The 17,099-nt window shown below is 46.7% G+C and carries 14 protein-coding genes and 1 riboswitch; of the genes, 3 read left to right on the forward strand and 11 right to left on the reverse strand.

Features of this window, described 5'->3' with window-relative positions:
- Positions 1 to 38: 38 nt before the first annotated feature.
- Positions 39 to 1,316: an Nramp family divalent metal transporter gene (locus WA325_RS18165; RefSeq protein ID WP_049809886.1), complete on the forward strand. Its 1,278-nt coding sequence runs from the start codon at positions 39 to 41 to the stop codon at positions 1,314 to 1,316.
- A 107-nt stretch (positions 1,317 to 1,423) separates the two neighbouring features.
- Positions 1,424 to 1,693 carry a hypothetical protein gene (locus WA325_RS18170; RefSeq protein ID WP_010333081.1) on the forward strand — a complete coding sequence of 90 codons (270 nt, stop codon included), beginning with the start codon at positions 1,424 to 1,426 and terminating at the stop codon, positions 1,691 to 1,693.
- Between the two features lie 264 nt (positions 1,694 to 1,957).
- Here the strand turns inward: WA325_RS18170 and WA325_RS18175 are convergent, their stop codons facing one another.
- The 10 genes from WA325_RS18175 to lrpC form a co-directional block, all read right to left on the reverse strand.
- On the reverse strand, positions 1,958 to 3,682 hold the full coding sequence (locus WA325_RS18175; RefSeq protein WP_336184048.1) for a pyruvate oxidase: 1,725 nt from the start codon (positions 3,680 to 3,682) through the stop codon (positions 1,958 to 1,960).
- Positions 3,683 to 3,745: 63 nt separating this feature from the next.
- Entirely contained in the window at positions 3,746 to 4,198 is a 453-nt protein-coding gene (locus tag WA325_RS18180; RefSeq protein ID WP_305934894.1) for an NUDIX hydrolase, read from the reverse strand.
- A gap of 57 nt (positions 4,199 to 4,255) precedes the next feature.
- On the reverse strand, positions 4,256 to 6,079 hold the full coding sequence (kimA, locus tag WA325_RS18185; RefSeq protein WP_024120267.1) for a potassium transporter KimA: 1,824 nt from the start codon (positions 6,077 to 6,079) through the stop codon (positions 4,256 to 4,258).
- Positions 6,080 to 6,268: 189 nt separating this feature from the next.
- Positions 6,269 to 6,413, reverse strand: a riboswitch (cyclic di-AMP (ydaO/yuaA leader).
- Between the two features lie 135 nt (positions 6,414 to 6,548).
- The gene (locus WA325_RS18190; RefSeq protein ID WP_336184049.1) at positions 6,549 to 8,660 is read right to left on the reverse strand and encodes a cellulose biosynthesis cyclic di-GMP-binding regulatory protein BcsB; all 2,112 of its coding nucleotides are present in this window, start codon (positions 8,658 to 8,660) and stop codon (positions 6,549 to 6,551) included.
- Positions 8,661 to 8,665: 5 nt separating this feature from the next.
- Positions 8,666 to 9,928, reverse strand: coding sequence for a glycosyltransferase family 2 protein (locus tag WA325_RS18195; RefSeq protein ID WP_106020972.1), 1,263 nt, complete (start codon positions 9,926 to 9,928; stop codon positions 8,666 to 8,668).
- Complete coding sequence (locus WA325_RS18200) at positions 9,921 to 11,651, reverse strand: DUF2334 domain-containing protein (protein WP_336184050.1); 1,731 nt, start codon at positions 11,649 to 11,651, stop codon at positions 9,921 to 9,923. The genes WA325_RS18195 and WA325_RS18200 overlap by 8 nt, the downstream gene beginning before the upstream one ends.
- Positions 11,641 to 12,492, reverse strand: coding sequence for a diguanylate cyclase domain-containing protein (locus WA325_RS18205; RefSeq protein WP_059291930.1), 852 nt, complete (start codon positions 12,490 to 12,492; stop codon positions 11,641 to 11,643). Before WA325_RS18205 ends, WA325_RS18200 begins: the two co-directional genes overlap by 11 nt.
- Positions 12,473 to 13,567 (reverse strand): lipoprotein YdaJ, encoded by a 1,095-nt coding sequence (locus tag WA325_RS18210; protein ID WP_336184051.1) that lies wholly within the window; start codon positions 13,565 to 13,567, stop codon positions 12,473 to 12,475. Before WA325_RS18210 ends, WA325_RS18205 begins: the two co-directional genes overlap by 20 nt.
- A gap of 195 nt (positions 13,568 to 13,762) precedes the next feature.
- A complete protein-coding gene (locus WA325_RS18215) occupies positions 13,763 to 15,946 on the reverse strand; it encodes a DNA topoisomerase III (RefSeq protein WP_336184052.1) in 2,184 nt (727 codons plus the stop codon).
- Between the two features lie 64 nt (positions 15,947 to 16,010).
- Positions 16,011 to 16,445, reverse strand: coding sequence for a transcriptional regulator LrpC (gene lrpC, locus WA325_RS18220; protein WP_010333071.1), 435 nt, complete (start codon positions 16,443 to 16,445; stop codon positions 16,011 to 16,013).
- A gap of 182 nt (positions 16,446 to 16,627) precedes the next feature.
- Here lrpC and WA325_RS18225 point away from each other — a divergent pair, with 182 nt between their 5' ends.
- Positions 16,628 to 16,918: a DUF3817 domain-containing protein gene (locus WA325_RS18225; protein ID WP_010333070.1), complete on the forward strand. Its 291-nt coding sequence runs from the start codon at positions 16,628 to 16,630 to the stop codon at positions 16,916 to 16,918.
- Between the two features lie 95 nt (positions 16,919 to 17,013).
- On the opposite strand, the gene WA325_RS18230 is transcribed toward WA325_RS18225, so the two are convergent.
- Positions 17,014 to 17,099: IS3 family transposase (locus WA325_RS18230; protein WP_134980913.1), on the reverse strand; the 86-nt coding region annotated here is incomplete at its 5' end.

Consider the following 17,099-nt stretch of genomic DNA (forward strand, 5'->3'; position numbering starts at 1 on the left):
TGTTGTATGGCAAAAACAATTAGAATTCAGGTGAATACATGATGAATAAGGACATCACAGCACAATCTCCCCGTTCCAAAGCAGTCCAAGATGCGCTTGACGGGAAAAGCAGAGGATTCAGAGGACTGCTGCCTTTTTTAGGCCCGGCGTTTATTGCAGCCATTGCCTATATCGATCCCGGTAACTTCGCAACAAATATATCAGCTGGTTCTAAATATGGATATATGCTGCTATGGGTGATTTTATTTTCTAATATCATGGCGCTCTTGATCCAATCACTCTCCGCCAAACTCGGTATCGCGACCGGCAAAAACCTGCCTGAGGTCGCTCGTGAGGAATTTCCTAAGCCCGTCTCTATCGGCTTATGGATTCAAGGCGAGCTCGTCATTATCGCGACTGATCTGGCGGAATTTATCGGAGCGGCACTGGGACTGTATTTGCTGTTCGGCATCCCGATGCTCGAAGCGTCTATTATTGCGGCGATCGGCTCTTTCGCGATTTTGGAGCTTCAGCGCCGCGGTTATCGCTCACTTGAAGCCGGTATTGCCGGCATGCTGTTTGTAGTGGTCATCGCCTTTGCGCTGCAGACCTTTTTTGCAAAGCCGGATGCCGTCTCAGTGATGAAAGGACTTTTCGTTCCGACATTTCATGGTACCGACAGCGTTCTTCTTGCAGCAGGTATTCTCGGTGCAACCGTTATGCCGCATGCCATTTATTTACACTCTGCCCTCACACAGCGGCGGGTGGTCGGCAAAACAGATGCTGAACGGAAGAAAATCTTCAGATTCGAATTTATTGATATTTTAATAGCGATGCTGATTGCAGGGGCTATTAATGCGAGTATGCTGATTGTGGCTGCCGCATTATTCTTCAAAAACGGGCTGTTTGTCGAGGACCTTGATGTCGCGTTTCAGCAGTTCGGTCATCTTGTCAGTCCTGTTTCAGCCGCGTTATTCGGAATCGGCCTGCTGGTTGCGGGCCTGTCCAGCTCGTCTGTCGGAACACTTTCAGGCGATGTGATTATGCAGGGATTTATCAACTACCGCATCCCGCTGTATGTACGGCGGTTCATCACCATCATTCCGCCGATCTTGATCATCGCATCAGGAGTCAATCCGACGTCGGCTCTTGTGCTGAGCCAGGTGGTTCTTTCCTTCGGCATTGCCTTTGCCTTAATCCCGCTTATTATGTTCACAAGCAATAAGCGGATTATGGGTTCGCTGATCAATGCCAAATGGGTAACAGTGGTTTCCTGGCTGATCGCTGTGCTGATTGTTGCTTTGAATGTGTTTTTGATCGTCGATACGTTCCGTTAGAAAAAAACCGGCTGAAAGAGCCGGTTTTTTATTTTGGCTTAAAAGCTCATTGATATCATTTTTTACAGAAATTTGTTATGATAGAAGAAAAAATCGGAGTTTTGATAATGTCAGTATTTATTCTGTTTTATTTATGGATTGTCCCTATTGTTATCGGAATTTTATGTTCTGTTATCGCTTATAAATCAACAGGTAAAAAAATGCGAATCGCGCCCGGCATCGCTATGGTGGTGCTCAGTATCATTTCCTTGATTACGGCTTTTACGGCCGGAGGCGCTAATTTTCACGTGTTTATCGGCGGAATGTTTTTATTCGGCACTTTATTAGTTGGGTCTGCTTTTCCTTTCTTTTTCGGACTTTCGAAAAAAGGGAAATAAGCTTATAAAGACATTCACTTTGTAAGATTTGATACGAATAAACAGATGAAATAGACAAGGACAAATGCGCTGATCTTTCTGCTTTGAAAGAAGATGCATTTGTCCTTGTGTCTGTTTTGGGCACGGCGAAATCATGACAGGCTGCATAGATCATTCCTGCTGATCCCTATAAATATACGAGTCATTTTAAAGGTTCAAACAACCGATTTTATGACTCACCCTCCGTAAAATCAAAAAACAGGAGCCTTCACGGGCCCCTGTTTTTTAGAATAGACGTTTTAAGCTTTGTTTCAATGACGGCATTTCAATTTTTTGGTTTTCGAAGAAGTTTTTCAGCATATATTTGCTGAAGCCTTTTGCCTGTCCGTAGGTGATTTTGCCGGGCAGCGGCGGTTCGTTTCCGATCATGACGTCGACAACGACCGGCTGATCGGAGTGAAGCGCCTCATGGAAAGCCGGGGCAAGTTCTTCCGCTCTCGTCACCTTGATGCCTTTTGCTCCGCAGCTTTCTGCAAATGCGGCATAGTCGACATTCTGAAGTTTTGTGACATAGTCGATGTTCCCTTTGACCTGCTGTTCATATTCAATCATGCCGAGATTTTCATTGTTTAAAATGACAACAGTAATCGGGAGCTTATATTTGACTGCGGTCGGGAGATCCTGCATGACCATGGAAAAGCCCCCGTCACCGCAGACTGCGATGGCTTGGCGCTCCGGTTCAGACAAGCTCGCCGCTATAGCTCCCGGCAGGCCGCAGCCCATTGTCGCAAGCCAGCTGGAAACGATGAAATCCTGGTTGACGTTCATTTTGAAATGCCGCGCCATCCAGACGGTGACAGTGCCGACATCTACAGACAGCACCGCGTCTTCCGCTGCTGCCTCCTGAAGACGTGCGATGACCTGCTGAGGTTTAAGCGGTGTTGCCGCCTCAGTTTCATCTTTTTCGATTTCGTTCCACCAATGCTGCATATGTTCAGTGCAGGCATTCAGGAATCTTCTGTCTTCCTTCCGTTCAATATACTCCGTCAATTCGCGCAGACCGAGAGCCGAGTCACAGACAAGCCCCGCTGTTACCGGATAGCGTTTGCCGATTTTCGCCGGGTCTGAATCAAGCTGGATTGCCGGTGTGTCTTCCGGCAAGTAATCACGATACGGGAACGAGGTGCCAAGCATAATTAACAAATCGCATTCTTCCATTGCCTCATAGGCCGGCTTTGTCCCAATCTGTCCAAGGTTGCCGAGAAAGTGCGGGTGTGTATCGGGAACGACGCCTTTTGCCGGAAGCGTGACGACGATCGGCGCCGCTGCTTTATCCGCAAATTCCAGCAGCTCCCGCTCCGCCTTTTTCATTCCCTGTCCCGCCAAAATGATCGGCTTTTTCGCATTGTTAATGTATTGCGCGCATGTCACGAGCTGTTCTTTTTTCGGTTCAAGATTTCCTTCAATATATACCGGTGATGTGTAAACGGGTTCCCGTTTGATTTTCTCCGCAAACAAATCATCTGACACGCTTAATACCGCAACGCCTTTTTTGCTGTAGGCGGTGCGGATCGCCTGATTCAACAGATCCGGCAGTGATTCCGCACTATGTACCTCCCTGTTGAACACTGCCACGTCTTCAAACATTTGCTCAAGCTTAATTTCCTGAAAGTAGTCCCGTCCGACTTCGCCTGAAGAAACCTGGCCTGCAATCGCAAGCACAGGAGCGCCGTCCGCTTTTGCATCGTATAAACCGTTCAATAAGTGCACCGCACCCGGACCTGCAATTGACAGGCAGACACCGATCTTGCCGGTGAGTTTTGCCTCAGCCGCGGCTGCCAGCGCTGCCACCTCTTCATGGCGGGTTTGGATGAATTCCAATTGATTTCTGTCGTGTCTCAGTTCCTCAATAAATTCGTTAATGCTGTCTCCGGGGATGCCGTAAACATGATCAACTCCCCATTGTTCAAGCAGTTCTGTCATTGCTTGTCCTGCTGTTTTGTGTGCCATGCCGTATCCTCCTTTTTCCTTTTTTCAATACCACAGGGGGAGCCGTTTAAAACCCGGAGGCAACTATCGCTTGCTGTATTTCCTTCTGAACAGGTCTAGGGCCGCCAAAAAGCTCTTGTCCTTGACGGTAATCCGGATGCCCGCAGCGCCGTTTAGAAAATCTCTGATTTGCATTTTCCGATTTGGCACCACCAAAAGCGGCAATCGCTCCGGCGAAAACCACTTCAGCCCGGCCGTTTCCATGCCGTTTTCTATCGCTTGTCCGCCTGTTATGTTCCCTGCAAACACATGCTGTTCGTCTTGAAACTTAGGTCTTTGATAGACACCCAATTTCCCGGAAAGCTCTATCAGATATCCCGTTTCTTCCATTACCTCCCGGACCGCCGCTGCCTCCGGGGTTTCTCCTGATTCAACCCGTCCGCCCGGCAAATCCCATAAAGGAACGTCTTTTCGTTTGACCAGCAGAATCTGCCGTTTTGTGTTTGTCACTATGACAAATGCCCCTTCCGTATACATCGCCATCTCCCCTTTATTTAAAAAAAGACCAAGGAGATGTCCCTTGGTCTTAGCTGCTTACTTTTTAAAATGATACGGCAATGTGGCAACGATTATGTCCTTCTTCCAGAACAGCCGGACTCTGAGCAGGAAGGCTGACTGGTTGTGCAGAATGGTGTGCCAGCGTTTTTTTGTGATAAATTGCGGGAACAGCACCATGACAGAAAACTGTTTCTTCTTCGCTTTTGCTTCAACAGTTTCCAAAAACTTATCAAACGGATGGACCAGGCTTCTGTACGAAGAGTGAAGCGTGACGAGACGCACTCCATTATTCAGCTCTTCCCAGCGCTTTTCCACTTTCTTTTCCTGTTCTCTGTCAAACGACACGTGAACGGCAATGACCTGATCTGACAGTGATTTCGCATATTGAATGGATTTTTGCACGACGGTTGTGACGCCGGCTACAGGCACAATCACGACCGTACCTTTGATTTCTTCCGGCTGTTTGTTTACGATGCGAAGCTGTTCACCGACAGCCGTATAGTGATTTTTAATCGCAAAAAACAAAAAAACGACGATAGGCATAAAGATTAAAACAGGCCATACGACATTAAACTTCGTGACAAACAGGATGGACAGAACCATAAACGATATCAATGCGCCGCAGGCGTTGATCAGCATTTTTCCAATCCAGCCTTTTGGTTTTTGTTTGATCCATTTGATGCACATCCCTGTTTGTGAAAGGGTAAATGGAATAAACACACCGACCGCGTATAGCGGGATTAAGTGCTCCGTCTGCCCTCCAAATAACAGAATCAGCACAATTGAGGCAACACCTAAAAAGATAATCCCGTTTGAGAAGCCTAAGCGGTCGCCTCTTACTGTAAACATGCGCGGCATGTATTGGTCTCTCGCCAAGTTGAAGGCAAGCTGCGGGAAGGCTGAAAAGCCCGTATTCGCCGCAAGGACCAAAATTAACGATGTCACACCCTGAATGACATAGTAAAACACATTTCTGCCGAAGGTATCCGACGCGATTTGTGAAATGACCGTTTCATTCGGTTTCGGAGCCGTCCCGTAACCGTATGCAAGTACCGTAATGCCGGCAAACAGAACCGCAAGCAAGATCCCCATCATAGCCAACGTTCTCGCCGCGTTTCGCGCAGGCGGGTTTTTGAAGGCTGGAATCGCGTTGGAGATCGCTTCAACTCCGGTGAGCGCGGAACAGCCGGATGAAAAAGCCTTAAGCAGCAAAAACAGCGTAATGCCGGCTACCGGTGTGCCGATCGGTGTATGATGGACTGGCTGATCAATTTGTCCTGTCATAAGCTTAAAAAGACCGACGGCAATCAGGATGAAAAGCGCCGCCACAAACAGATAGACCGGGTAAGCAAGAATCGATGCTGATTCTGACAGCCCCCGCAGATTTAAAATCATAATCACTAAAACAAGTAAAACAGCAATCGGTATATGGTAATCATGCAGTGCCGGGAACGCCGACGTGATGGCGTCCGTCCCTGCGGAAATACTTACTGCTACAGTTAATATATAATCGACAAGCAATGAACCGCCTGCAATCAGCCCGGGCTTTTCGCCGAGGTTTTCTTTTGATACAACATACGCCCCGCCGCCCTGCGGATAAGCGTAAATAATTTGCCTGTATGAGAGAATCAGCGCGAGCAGCAAAATGAGTACGCCGACCGCTATCGGAATGGAATACCAAAATGCAGCAGCGCTTACCGCCGCCAATATGATAAGAATTTGTTCCGTTCCGTAAGCGACAGATGATAAAGCATCTGAGGAAAGCATAGCAAGCGCCTTTAATTTCGTCAGTTTTTGTTCCCCTGCTGCTTGTGATTTTAACGGTTTCCCAATCAAAAAACGTTTGATTGAATGATACATCGATGTCTTCCCCTTTTAATTTCATTTTTCATGAAAACAATAAAACATCCGCATCTGTTCTCACATTTTGTAATAGTCCTTTCTGCTATGATGTCTCTGTATGCGATTTACATCCTGAAAATTGAACAGCAAAAAACACAGAGGCAAACGGATGCCCCTGTGCCTTAACATCGAACACAGGTTTCATTCATCTCCTCTCATGAACGCTTACGAGGTTAGCTGACGGATTCGGGCATATGAGAGTTTGCCCTACCTAAAAAGGATTCACCCCGAGCGGCAAAATGCCGCCAAAATGGGTCCCCCGCTCTGTTTACAGATTAAGCGATTTGTTTTCTAAAAGAGATCATACTCCCGTTTACGTATGTTGTAAAGAGGCTTATCGGCCGGGAGAAAAAAATAAAATGACAGGTTCCACAAATGGAAAATTTAAACCAAAAACAAAAAACAGAGGCTGATATCAGCCTCTGTCTTATTCTCTGTCTGTCTTTCTCTTTCTTCGTCTAACGGTTACCCAAATGAAGGCTGCCGCAATTACCATCATGAGAGCCAGCACGCCGATATACAGCAGTTGTTGCCCATGATCTTGTGCTGTTTTTTCTGTTTCAGAACTGTTTGTTTCCGATTTGAGCTGCTGGTGGTTTGTAAACACCTGCTGGCTGTTTGTTTCATTGATGACGGTCGCCGTATCATCATTGCTGTTCAAAAAGCTGATGATTTCTTTTGTGACGGCCGCGCCATTTCCTTTCAGCGGCGCAAAAACAGCCATCGTATAATTTGAATCCCATAAAGACGCTTGGGTAAATGCCACTTGTTTCGTCGTCTCGTTCAGCATTTCAAAGCCCGACACGTCAAACAAGCCGTTTTTCGCTTGAGGCACGAGCAGATCAGAAGATTTCTCTTTCAAAAGAGAGAACTGGCTGATGCCGCCGATGAAAATTAAGTTCCGGCCTTTCGCGTCCTCCGCTTTAACTTCAGATGCTTTCCTTACTGTGAAAGATTGCTGGGCTTCGCTTCCAAAGGAATCAGTAACGAGAGAAAGCTCCTTAAGCTTGGATTTGCTCACACTGTCAGGGAGCACAATCAGTGTTGCCTGTTTCTGATTTCCGGCGTATGGAAGCGGCCATTCTTGAAAATCGGCTGACGGAGATGTGCCTTTGATCGTGTAAGACAATGTGCTGCTTTTATCAATGAAGACCCATTTCTCTTCGTCCGTTGTGTTGCAAGGGTTGTTTTCCTTTAAGCCCGTGGTGATAAACTGTATATCAATGTAGCGGTTTTTCTGCAGCAGCTCAGGATCTACTTTCAGCGTGACATGATAGTATCCGTTTTTATCTTCTTTTCCTAATTCATCAAGGCGAACTGAATGCGGCTGCCCGTTAATGAGGACCTTCAGCTCTGCTGCTTGAGAGGCTGAACCGCTTTCTGCCGCGGCTGCTTGAATCGTTTCCGATTTCTTTAGTTTAAGCGACAGCTTGGCTGATTGATTTTGGTCTATCACCGCAGAAGCCGGATAAAAATAATGTGCTGAAGATGTTTTGTCAGCTCCGATTGTCATATCTTCTGCCCCGAATTTCTCAAGGGTCAGCTTATTGCTTTCCTGCTTTTCAGCCTTCTGAAGCTTGCCAATTGAAAGTGTTTCCCCGCTTAGCTGGCCTGTGTAAGTCTGATCGGCGATGACGCTGATTTTTTCTGAGAGCACATCATCAGATGCCGCTTGTGCAAACAGAACCGGCTGCTGCTTGCCCTGTGCTTTCAGCACGCGCTCCGCAAGCAGAAGTTTTTCTCCTTTTGCCTGTAAGCCGGCTTGTTTGATCAGCTTTTTCACCTTGCCGTTCCAATGCTTGTCCACACCGATGAAAATGGTCGGCTTGTCGATTTGCTTCACTTCAGATTCCTTCACAAACGCAATGCTGACACTGCTGTCCGCCGTTTTCAGGTAGCCTTCTGTTTTGACAGCCGCTTCAATTTCTGCCGAACTCGGGTTATCCGGAATGACAATAGCAGTCTCTTCCGCTGTATTTCCCGATTGGGCAAATGGGTATGGGTAATGTTCAAGTGATGTTCCCTTCGCTTCGCCCCTGTCCGCCAGTGTCAGGCGGCTGTCCGGATAAATTTTGATCCAGTTGCCGGACGTATCCTGTCTGACGCAGACGCCCTCTTTCATGACGCCGTAAAATTTCAGTGATACGCTGTGATAGCCTGGGGCGGACTGGCTTTTGTTCAAGTTCAGCTTCAGTGTTTTCCGTTTTGAATCGCCGTTTAGCTTTAACGTTTTTATCGGTTCATTGTCAATTACAGCCGTTAACGATGAAGGAGAAATTAAAAGATCTGATGCCTCATATTCAATCACCAATTGCTGGCTGCCGGAAGAGGCGCCTGCCGGAATTTGATACGTCAGTTCCGCGCTGTCTTTTGATCCGTACAATGTCATAAGATCGTTTGTCAGCACCTGCTGTTTGGCTTGTTCACGGCTGCTTTTGCCCAGAAGCGAGCCATCGACCTGCATCTCTTGAGCGAAGGCCTCTTGTCCAGTCACTGCCAGCAGCAGGAAGCTTGTAAGAAAAATAAGTAGTTGTTTCAAAAAGGTCACCCGCTTTTATGTTGATTGTATCGTTCTGTTTTGTACCATTTGACCTCTTGCTTGAATAAACGGTGCTTGATTTCTACGAATAAAGAATAGATCACGAGCACAATCCATGCCTGCGAGTACGTAAAGTACATAAGAAATACGATAAAGAAGTTTTGCCTGTTCATTTCTGTTTTTTCGATGCTTAACGTAATCATGACCTCCGTCATAAATAAGAAAAACGCCAAAATCCAAAGGATCATTGCCAAAAACCCGACTGACAAATGCAAATCATAAAACAGATTGACCACAAATATCGTGTTTGACATGATCACGCCAAAGAAAAACAAGAAATACGTAAAGAAAAAGTAAAACAAGTCAAAGATAATCCGTTTTCGTTTCAGTTTGAAAAACTGCGCCAAAAACTTCAGGACGACATATTGGTTGCCGCGCGCCCATCTCGTCCGCTGGCGCCACCACACCTTCCACGTTTCCGGCTCCTGCTCCCAAGTAATAGCTGCCGGGAAAAAGCGGATGTGATAGCCGAGGTTATACACCCGGATGGTCAGCTCGGTATCTTCAGCCAGCGCTTTATCATCCCAGCCCCCGAGCTTTTCAATAATGCTTCTGCGGATCGCGAAATTGGTTCCGGGAATGGTAGCGATTTTGAACCACTTCCATCTGCCTCCCTGCGCCATCCACTGAAAACAGATCGTTTCAATATTGATAAACTTCGTCAGCAGCGTTTTTGCCGCATTGATGACGCGGAATTTCCCTACCACTGCGCCTGCCTTCTCGTCATTCATCAGACCGAGAACAAGGTAATACACGGCCATTTTTTCAGGCGTGTTGTCGGCGTCATATACACAAATGACATCGCCGTTCGATTCAGCAAAACCGGAGTTGAGCGCCGAGGATTTGCCTTTTCCGGCGTTAGGCGGTTTTGTGATCACCATTTTGATAAAATCGTATTTCTCGGAAAATTCATTGACGATATCACCCGTCCCGTCTGAAGAATTATCGTTTACCACAATAATCTCCAGCCGGTCCTTCGGATAATAAAGATTCACCATTGCCTTCAGCGTCTGCCGAATCACAACTTCTTCATTATGGGCCGGGATGAGCACACTGACCTTCGGCAGCTCCTTCATATTTTCTCTCCACTTCGGAATGTTCCGCTCGAAGGTCATGTAGTGGCGGAATCCGCCCTGCATGAGAAACATGTGATAGAGAAGCATCACCCATATTAAACTCAGCGAGATAAAGAACAGCGTATTACCCAAGGCTTCTTCTCTCCTTAAACATTCGTTTTTTCAATGTGGCTCTCAAGTAAAACGTATAGCTGACAAACATCACGACAAACAAGAGCACAACGGCGGAGAGAATCCATAACGCCTTTTCCAGCGGGGTTTGCCGATGGTGGTCGAAAAACTCGCCAATGGCACTTACATTGTTTTTTACGTGAACCGTTCCGTCACCGCTTGTATGGATTTCCACTTTGTCCGTTTTGACAGTTTGCTGCGTTTTCTTCAAATCAAGCCATTCACTGTCCGGAATGCGTTCCATCTGGTCAACGAGCTCCGGCAAATATTTCATCCCGAGATACGGGTGATAAAACCCTCCGGCCACTCCGCCTTCAAAATCAATCATTTGAGAAATGTGTTCCTCCATATCGCCGAGCGGGTTTTGCTTTGATGTATCGACAAAACCGATTGTTTCCGGATACAGTGTCATCCCATGCAGCATAGCTGGTTTGGTCAAAAAAGGCGATGCGCCGGAAGTCTTCCATGTTGTATCGCTGAGCTGCACCTGCCCGAAAATGCTTGAGAAATACTGTGAAGCCATTTGATAGCCGTACTCAGACATCGTATAGTGCGGAGCTTCAAATGCCAGCGGATAAAGCCCTGCCGAGGTTAAATCCTCAATGGCGTGCGTCAGCTTTTGCCTTGTATATGTTTCTTCCTTTTCCTGAAACGGCTTCAAATAGCTCTTATAGGCCTGTTCGTTCGGAAAAGCCTGTTCCTTCTCCAAAATGGACGGGGTGTCATCGGCATTTTCCGAAGTGATCGGCTGGTCCGCCTTGGCATCCCAAAATTCGAAACCCTCTCCTGTTTCACTGTGGCGATAGGCGTGTGTGTAGCCGTGAACAATGATACTGCCGCCCATGCTTTGCAGTTTTTTCAATACCTTGACCATCTTCGGTTTATCAGACAAATACACTTTATCGCCTGTTTCCGGATTCAGATACACCGGAATGACTGACAGGATAAAAGGCACATGTCTCTTGTACAGATATGTACCGGCTTGAAGCAGCAATGTTTCATCAGACATCGGGCTGATATCCTCCAGCCGCAAATATAAAAGCGTGGTTCCGGCCTTCTCTCCAAATGCTGCTCGAAGCTCTTTCGCCACAATCAGATTGTCATTTAACAGATTGGTTAAGCCGATGTACACATTTGATTTATCCGTTTTCCATATAAACGGACTCGTTTTGCCGTCATCAGATTTAAAGGTATACAGCCCCTTTCCTTTCAGGCCTGATACGCTCAGCACGTTAAGCCCGCTCTCTAAGGAGACATCGTTTTTTTCCGTGCTGCTGTGAATCTGATAGACATGTTCTTTTCGGGTTAAGGAAAGACCGGAAAATTGGCTGATTTGTCCGGCGTTATAGCCGATGGCGACGACAGGTTTTTTTACGCCGCTGATAAGAGACACCAGTTTTCTGCTGAGCTTTCTTTTCGTTTGCCCGTAATAGATGACATGTTCTTTGCCTTTCACATCAGATGCTGTAACATCCGAATCTTTTCTGACCGTGACATGAGTTGCAAAATGGCCGGCCAATAAATCGAGCATTTTGACTTGAGGCGACTCTTTGCCGTCCAAGGTTGAATAGATGATGAGAATGCCGTCATCCTTCTCCTTCGCTTGGGCAGAAATAGGAAAAGAAGCAATAGCTGTCAGCATCAGAACGGACACGCAGAGTAGCGTTTTTCTTTTAAAGTTCATTCATCATCATCTCGTTTTCCAGTTCTTCTAAAAATTGATCAGCCGTCCTTATATCTCTTCGATAAGGTAAATAACAGACATGGAACGTAAGCGACACATACTTTCCGTTTGTCAGCTGATACGTGTCCAGCTGTTTTTTCAGCTTTGTCAGGACGGCCGGCATATGTTCAGCCGGCGTGTGTGTCAGCACAATGCCGAAGCGCTCGTCAGAGGGGCGGAATTTTTTATCCGTTTCCCGGACGCTTGACCTGATTTGCCGGCTGACGAATTGAAAGAGAAGGTCGGTCTCTTTCTCCCCGTACAAAGACTTAAATTCCTTGAAATAATGCATATGAAGCAGCAAAAAGACAAAGGAATTGCCGTAGCGCTCCGCCCGTTTGATTTCCTCTGACAGTTCCAGTTTCATTCTTTGCTTATTATCAAAGCCCGTCACTCTATCGACAGCCACGAAGCTTTTGATTTCAGATTGAAGACGTTTGACTGAACGGCGCAGCTCTGCTGCGATATCATGAATTCTTCCTGATATAAAGGAAAACAGCAAAAGCGCAATTCCCCACACGATAAGCATGCGCAGCCCGTCTTCAGCCGAAAACATCACAGCCTGTCCAGTCTGAAAAAACATCATGAGCGTGCCGAGAACAAAGAGAACGATTAAGGTGACCGCCAGCGCGTAAATCGGACCGAACCAAATGCCGGCCCCGATCACGACAAATGTGATGCAAATAATCAGAAAGCCCTCCGACTGCTCGGCGGACACATAAAAAATAAACAGAGACAGGGCTGCGATGAGCCCTGAAAGATAAGCATATAATTTTTGTGATTCATTGAATGATCGTTTCATTAAAAAGCTTCCTTTCGGCTAACAGCGGCAGCAGATTGTCGAACGAGTGCGTGTCGGAGCCGCTCATGTAACCCCCATAATACGGTTTCGCCGGATCAAGAATTTCAAAGTCATTCATTCTATCATAAATCGCTTTGATGACCGAGCTGTCTTCATGCTGTTTTGTTAAAAATAAAGCAGCTAACGCGTATACGGACGGCGACTCATATTGGACGGCAGGCTCCTTCGTATCTGCCAAATATCGTCCGTACAGCTTTCCGTTTGCCTGAAATTCCTTTTTGACCCACTCTGCTATCACAGCGGCTTTTTCATCCCCTTCCGGCAAATGCCACGCGGCGTACAGCTGGTCAATGACGTTTACTTCACTGTCATATTTGTACTGCTTCGACTCTGCGCTGTACGTCTTTGGCAGGAAACCATTCTTTAAAGGGGCTAGATAGAGAACATCGGCATTTCGCTGTTCTGTTTCTTCGTCTATGATTGCATACTTTTTCAAAACAGCTAGTGCATCGGGCATGACATACGAAAGCGTCACGTCCTTTGAAGCGGCATGAGAGGCTGAATCGTAAAAGTCTGTAAACATCCCGTTGTACATGTTGTATGTCTTTAAAGCCATGCCGATATCACGGGCTGTTTTTTCATATTGGCTGCTCCCCCAAAGAGCAGCTGCCTGATCGAGAGACACCATGGTTCTCATATCATCAATCAGCGCGTTTGTCCCGCTCGCTTGACCGTTTTGTATTTTCCATGTCACCAACTGATGATTCAAAAGAAAAGAATCCGTCAGATGCTGATATTGCTCCTGAAAATGCGAGGCGTCTTGTCTGCTGACCAAAAACTCCATCCACAGGCCAATCGATTCTGATAAATAGGAGGGCTGATCTGAGAAATCCGTTTTGATAAGCCCCTGGTCATTCATAAGATTGTGATAGATGAAATACTCCGCCGGCTGAAGCGGGCGGGTATTCATATCTGCCTCAGACTGATATAGGGTTTTATTCCCAGCTTCAGCACACCCTGCGGAAAGTCCGATAGATAAGCAAAATAAGATAGCAGCGACCAACACATGCCGCACAGGCAAATCCCCCTTTGTCGCCCGAAGCGAATCAGACGCACCAATATATCACGAAATTATTACTGCCATGTTACAAATTATATTAACTATAAAAGAAAAAAACGAAGATTACTAGCTTTTTTTCCCTTTTTGAACTTTCAAAAAACAGGACCTAAGTCCAATAAAAAAACCTGTGCGATTCGCACAGGTTTCTTTTTATTGATCCAAACCGAGTTTCTTCAGCTGTTCCGCAAGCGCATTGTTAATCGGTTCGTCTTTATTTTGTTTTTTCATATAAGAAGAGACGTCCCGCTTTGTAGCGCGCCCTTTGTCTTTGTTTTTCCGTTTTTCAAATACAGAAAGCTTCTCACGGTGCCCGCAAACACACGCGAAGGTCTGGCCTTCTCCTTGGCCGCGAAGCTCCATTCTTTTATGGCAGTTCGGGCAGCGCGCGTTTGTTTTTCTGGCGATCGTTTTTCTGCTTCCGCATTCCCGGTCCTGGCACACGAGCATGGTGCCGCGTTTGCCGTTTACCTTCAGCATCATTTTGCCGCACTCCGGACATGCCGTTCCCGTGATGTTATCATGTCTGAAGGTTTGGCTGCTGTTTTTGATTTCTGTTACCGTTTGCTTAGCATAAGCCTTCATGTCTTTAATAAAGACAGCGGATTTTAATTTTCCGGCCGCAATGGCGGACAGCTTCTGTTCCCACTCTGCCGTTAAAGCCGGTGATTTCAAATCCTCAGGAACGAGCTGCAGGAGCTGTTTTCCTTTTGAGGTGATAAAAATGTCTTTTTCTTTTTTCTCAATTAAAAAGCTGTTGAACAGTTTTTCGATAATATCGGCACGCGTTGCAACCGTGCCGAGACCCCCTGTTTCACCGAGCGTTTTGACAAGGCCCTTTTCTTCTCCCTGCATAAAGGCGCTTGGGTTCTCCATAGCTGACAGCAGCGTCCCTTCATTAAAACGGGCCGGCGGTTTGGTTTGACCGCTTGTTTCAGTTAATGTGCGGACAGTAAGCGAGGCGCCTTTTTGCAGAGCCGGCAGCGTCTGATCTCTGTCGTCCTCCTGCTCGTCATCCTCGTCAGCCATATCATAAACAGCTTTCCAGCCTTGTAACTGTACGGTTTTTCCCTTCGCCGTAAAGGTTTCTCCGCCGATTTCTGCCATGACCTTTGTTTCTTCATATTCGAAAGCCGGCATCAGCACAGCTAAGAAACGTTTGGCAATCAGGTCATACAGCTTGCGTTCTTTATCGCTGAGACTGCTGAGAACAAGCGGCTCTTCAGTCGGGATAATCGCATGGTGGTCTGACACCTTAGCATCATTGACGTAGCCTTTGTGCGATTTGATGCCGCGCTTTTTAATTTGAGTGACATATTGGGCATACGGTTTCACTTCCATGCCCGCCAGCCGGTCTTTTAAGGTTGGGACAATGTCACTGGATAAAAACCGTGAGTCTGTCCGCGGATATGTGACAAGCTTGTGCTGCTCATACAGCTTCTGCAGAACTGAGAGCGTTTCTTTGGCGGAAAATCCGAAGCGTTTGTGGGCGTCCCGCTGGAGTTCCGTCAAGTCGTAAAGCGCAGGAGCAAAGCTTTTTTTCGCTGTTTTTTTCAGTTCAGCGACCACCGCCTGTTTTCCATCAAGTTCTTTTAGCAAACGGCTTGTCACGCCTTGATCGAATGTTCTCGTCTGCTTCGATTTTTTGTCCTGCCACGTCAGCGTCATTCCATCGACTGCTGCGCGAATGCCGTAATACGGAACAGGCTTAAAGGCTTGGATGTCCGCCTCGCGCTTGGCAATCATGGCTAGCGTCGGCGTCTGCACACGTCCGCATGAAAGCTGGGCATTGAATTTTGTGGTGAGCGCACGGGTCGCGTTAATGCCGACAATCCAATCCGCTTCTGCTCTGGCAACGGCTGAGTGGTACAGATTTTCATACTCTTTGCCGCTGCGCAGCTTTTGAAAACCTTCCTTGATCGCTTTGTCCGTTACAGATGAAATCCACAGCCGTTTGATCGGTTTACGGACGTTCGCTTTTTCAATGATCCAGCGTGCGACGAGCTCACCTTCCCGGCCGGCATCAGTGGCGATGACGATCTGATTGACATCTTTGCGGGTAAGCTGCGCTTTTACCGCATTGAACTGCTTTCCGGTTTTTTTGATAACAACAAGCTTTAGCGGTTCGGGGATAATCGGCAGATCCTCAAGCCGCCATGATTGAAATTCTTTTCCGTAGCCTTCCGGATCAGCAAGTGTCACCAAATGGCCTAAAGCCCATGTGACAATATATTGATCTCCTTCGAGATAACCGTTCCCTTTTTTATGGCACTTCAGCACCCGGGCCAAATCGCGGCCGACTGAAGGTTTTTCAGCTAATACAACTGTTTTTGACATGCTTGATCACTTCTCTTTCTTTCACGCTCATCCTTTTATTATAACAGACTTGAACAAGCACTCTCTAACCGCGCCCGTTTTTCGTGTCAATTTCTGAGAAAATGACGTGAGTGACGGTTTGGGCGTAAGGCGTTGTTTTGTTGATGAAAGCTTCTACTGCTTCAAGGCTCTCCGCGTTGATTTTCAGTATATAGCAGGCCGCTCCCGCAATCCGGTAGCAAAATTCAATATTCGGCAGCGTTTGAATGTAGCTTTTGAATCGATCGTAATCCCCGTTTTTGACGGTTGCCTCGACAATACAGGAAACCGGAAGGCCCAGTTTTTTCTGATCAACCTCCAGCGTATATTGCTTAATGATGCCAAACGATTCCAGCTGTCTCACACGTTCGGTGACCGATGGCGGGGACAGCTTAATTTTCCTTCCTAACTCCCTCATGGACAAACGGCTGTCTTTTTTCAGTTCCGCAATGATATTCAAATCAATTTGGTCAAGTTTCATATCAACATCCTTCTTTTATTTTTGTTCACATTATCTCGGGAATTTGTGTAAATGACAAGACTGAGGCCCAAGATAGAATTTTTAAATATGAATGTTTTCCGAACATTTTCTCAAACTTGTCATATATGCCCGCCGGATTGTTTATAGTATAGATGAAAACGTGTCCACAAGGAGGGCGATTTATGCTGCAAACGCCGATCGGAAGACTTCGCACGATGGGTTTTATTGAAGGAATGTCACTCTTAATCCTGCTTTTCGTCGCCATGCCGCTTAAATATTGGGCAGGCCTTTCGCTTGCGGTAACAATTGTCGGTTCTGTTCACGGCGGATTGTTTATTTTGTATTTGCTTGTGTTGGCCTATGTGACGTTCTCTGTGAAATGGTCGCTGAAATGGTCAGCCGCCGGTTTCGTCGCCGCATTCGTCCCATTCGGAAACTTTTTGTACGACCGCGGATTAAGAAACTTTAAATAAACGATAAAGCGGCATGTTGTGCGCCGCACTGTTAAGAAAAACAGCTTGGATCTGGGGACTGACCCCCGTTTTTGAGACAGGGATCAAAACACCTTTTATACAGCCAATTGCCGATAGCTTATCGGTGATTGGCTGTTTAGTTTCGTTTGAATACGAATGTTGTTATAATAATAAATGTATT

It is taken from the genome of Bacillus sp. 205(2023) (assembly GCF_037027485.1).
GTDB classification, from domain to species: Bacteria; Bacillota; Bacilli; order Bacillales; family Bacillaceae; genus Bacillus; species Bacillus halotolerans.

Excerpts from the sequence above, each read along its gene's own strand:
- WA325_RS18165 (WP_049809886.1), top strand. The coding sequence starts at position 39 with ATGATGAATAAGGACATCACAGCACAATCTCCCCGTTCCAAAGCAGTC.
- WA325_RS18170 (WP_010333081.1), top strand. The coding sequence starts at position 1,424 with ATGTCAGTATTTATTCTGTTTTATTTATGGATTGTCCCTATTGTTATC.
- WA325_RS18175 (WP_336184048.1), bottom strand. The coding sequence starts at position 3,682 with ATGGCACACAAAACAGCAGGACAAGCAATGACAGAACTGCTTGAACAA.
- WA325_RS18180 (WP_305934894.1), bottom strand. The coding sequence starts at position 4,198 with ATGTATACGGAAGGGGCATTTGTCATAGTGACAAACACAAAACGGCAG.
- kimA (WP_024120267.1), bottom strand. The coding sequence starts at position 6,079 with ATGTATCATTCAATCAAACGTTTTTTGATTGGGAAACCGTTAAAATCA.
- WA325_RS18200 (WP_336184050.1), bottom strand. The coding sequence starts at position 11,651 with ATGAACTTTAAAAGAAAAACGCTACTCTGCGTGTCCGTTCTGATGCTG.
- WA325_RS18205 (WP_059291930.1), bottom strand. The coding sequence starts at position 12,492 with ATGAAACGATCATTCAATGAATCACAAAAATTATATGCTTATCTTTCA.
- WA325_RS18215 (WP_336184052.1), bottom strand. The coding sequence starts at position 15,946 with ATGTCAAAAACAGTTGTATTAGCTGAAAAACCTTCAGTCGGCCGCGAT.
- lrpC (WP_010333071.1), bottom strand. The coding sequence starts at position 16,445 with ATGAAACTTGACCAAATTGATTTGAATATCATTGCGGAACTGAAAAAA.
- WA325_RS18225 (WP_010333070.1), top strand. The coding sequence starts at position 16,628 with ATGCTGCAAACGCCGATCGGAAGACTTCGCACGATGGGTTTTATTGAA.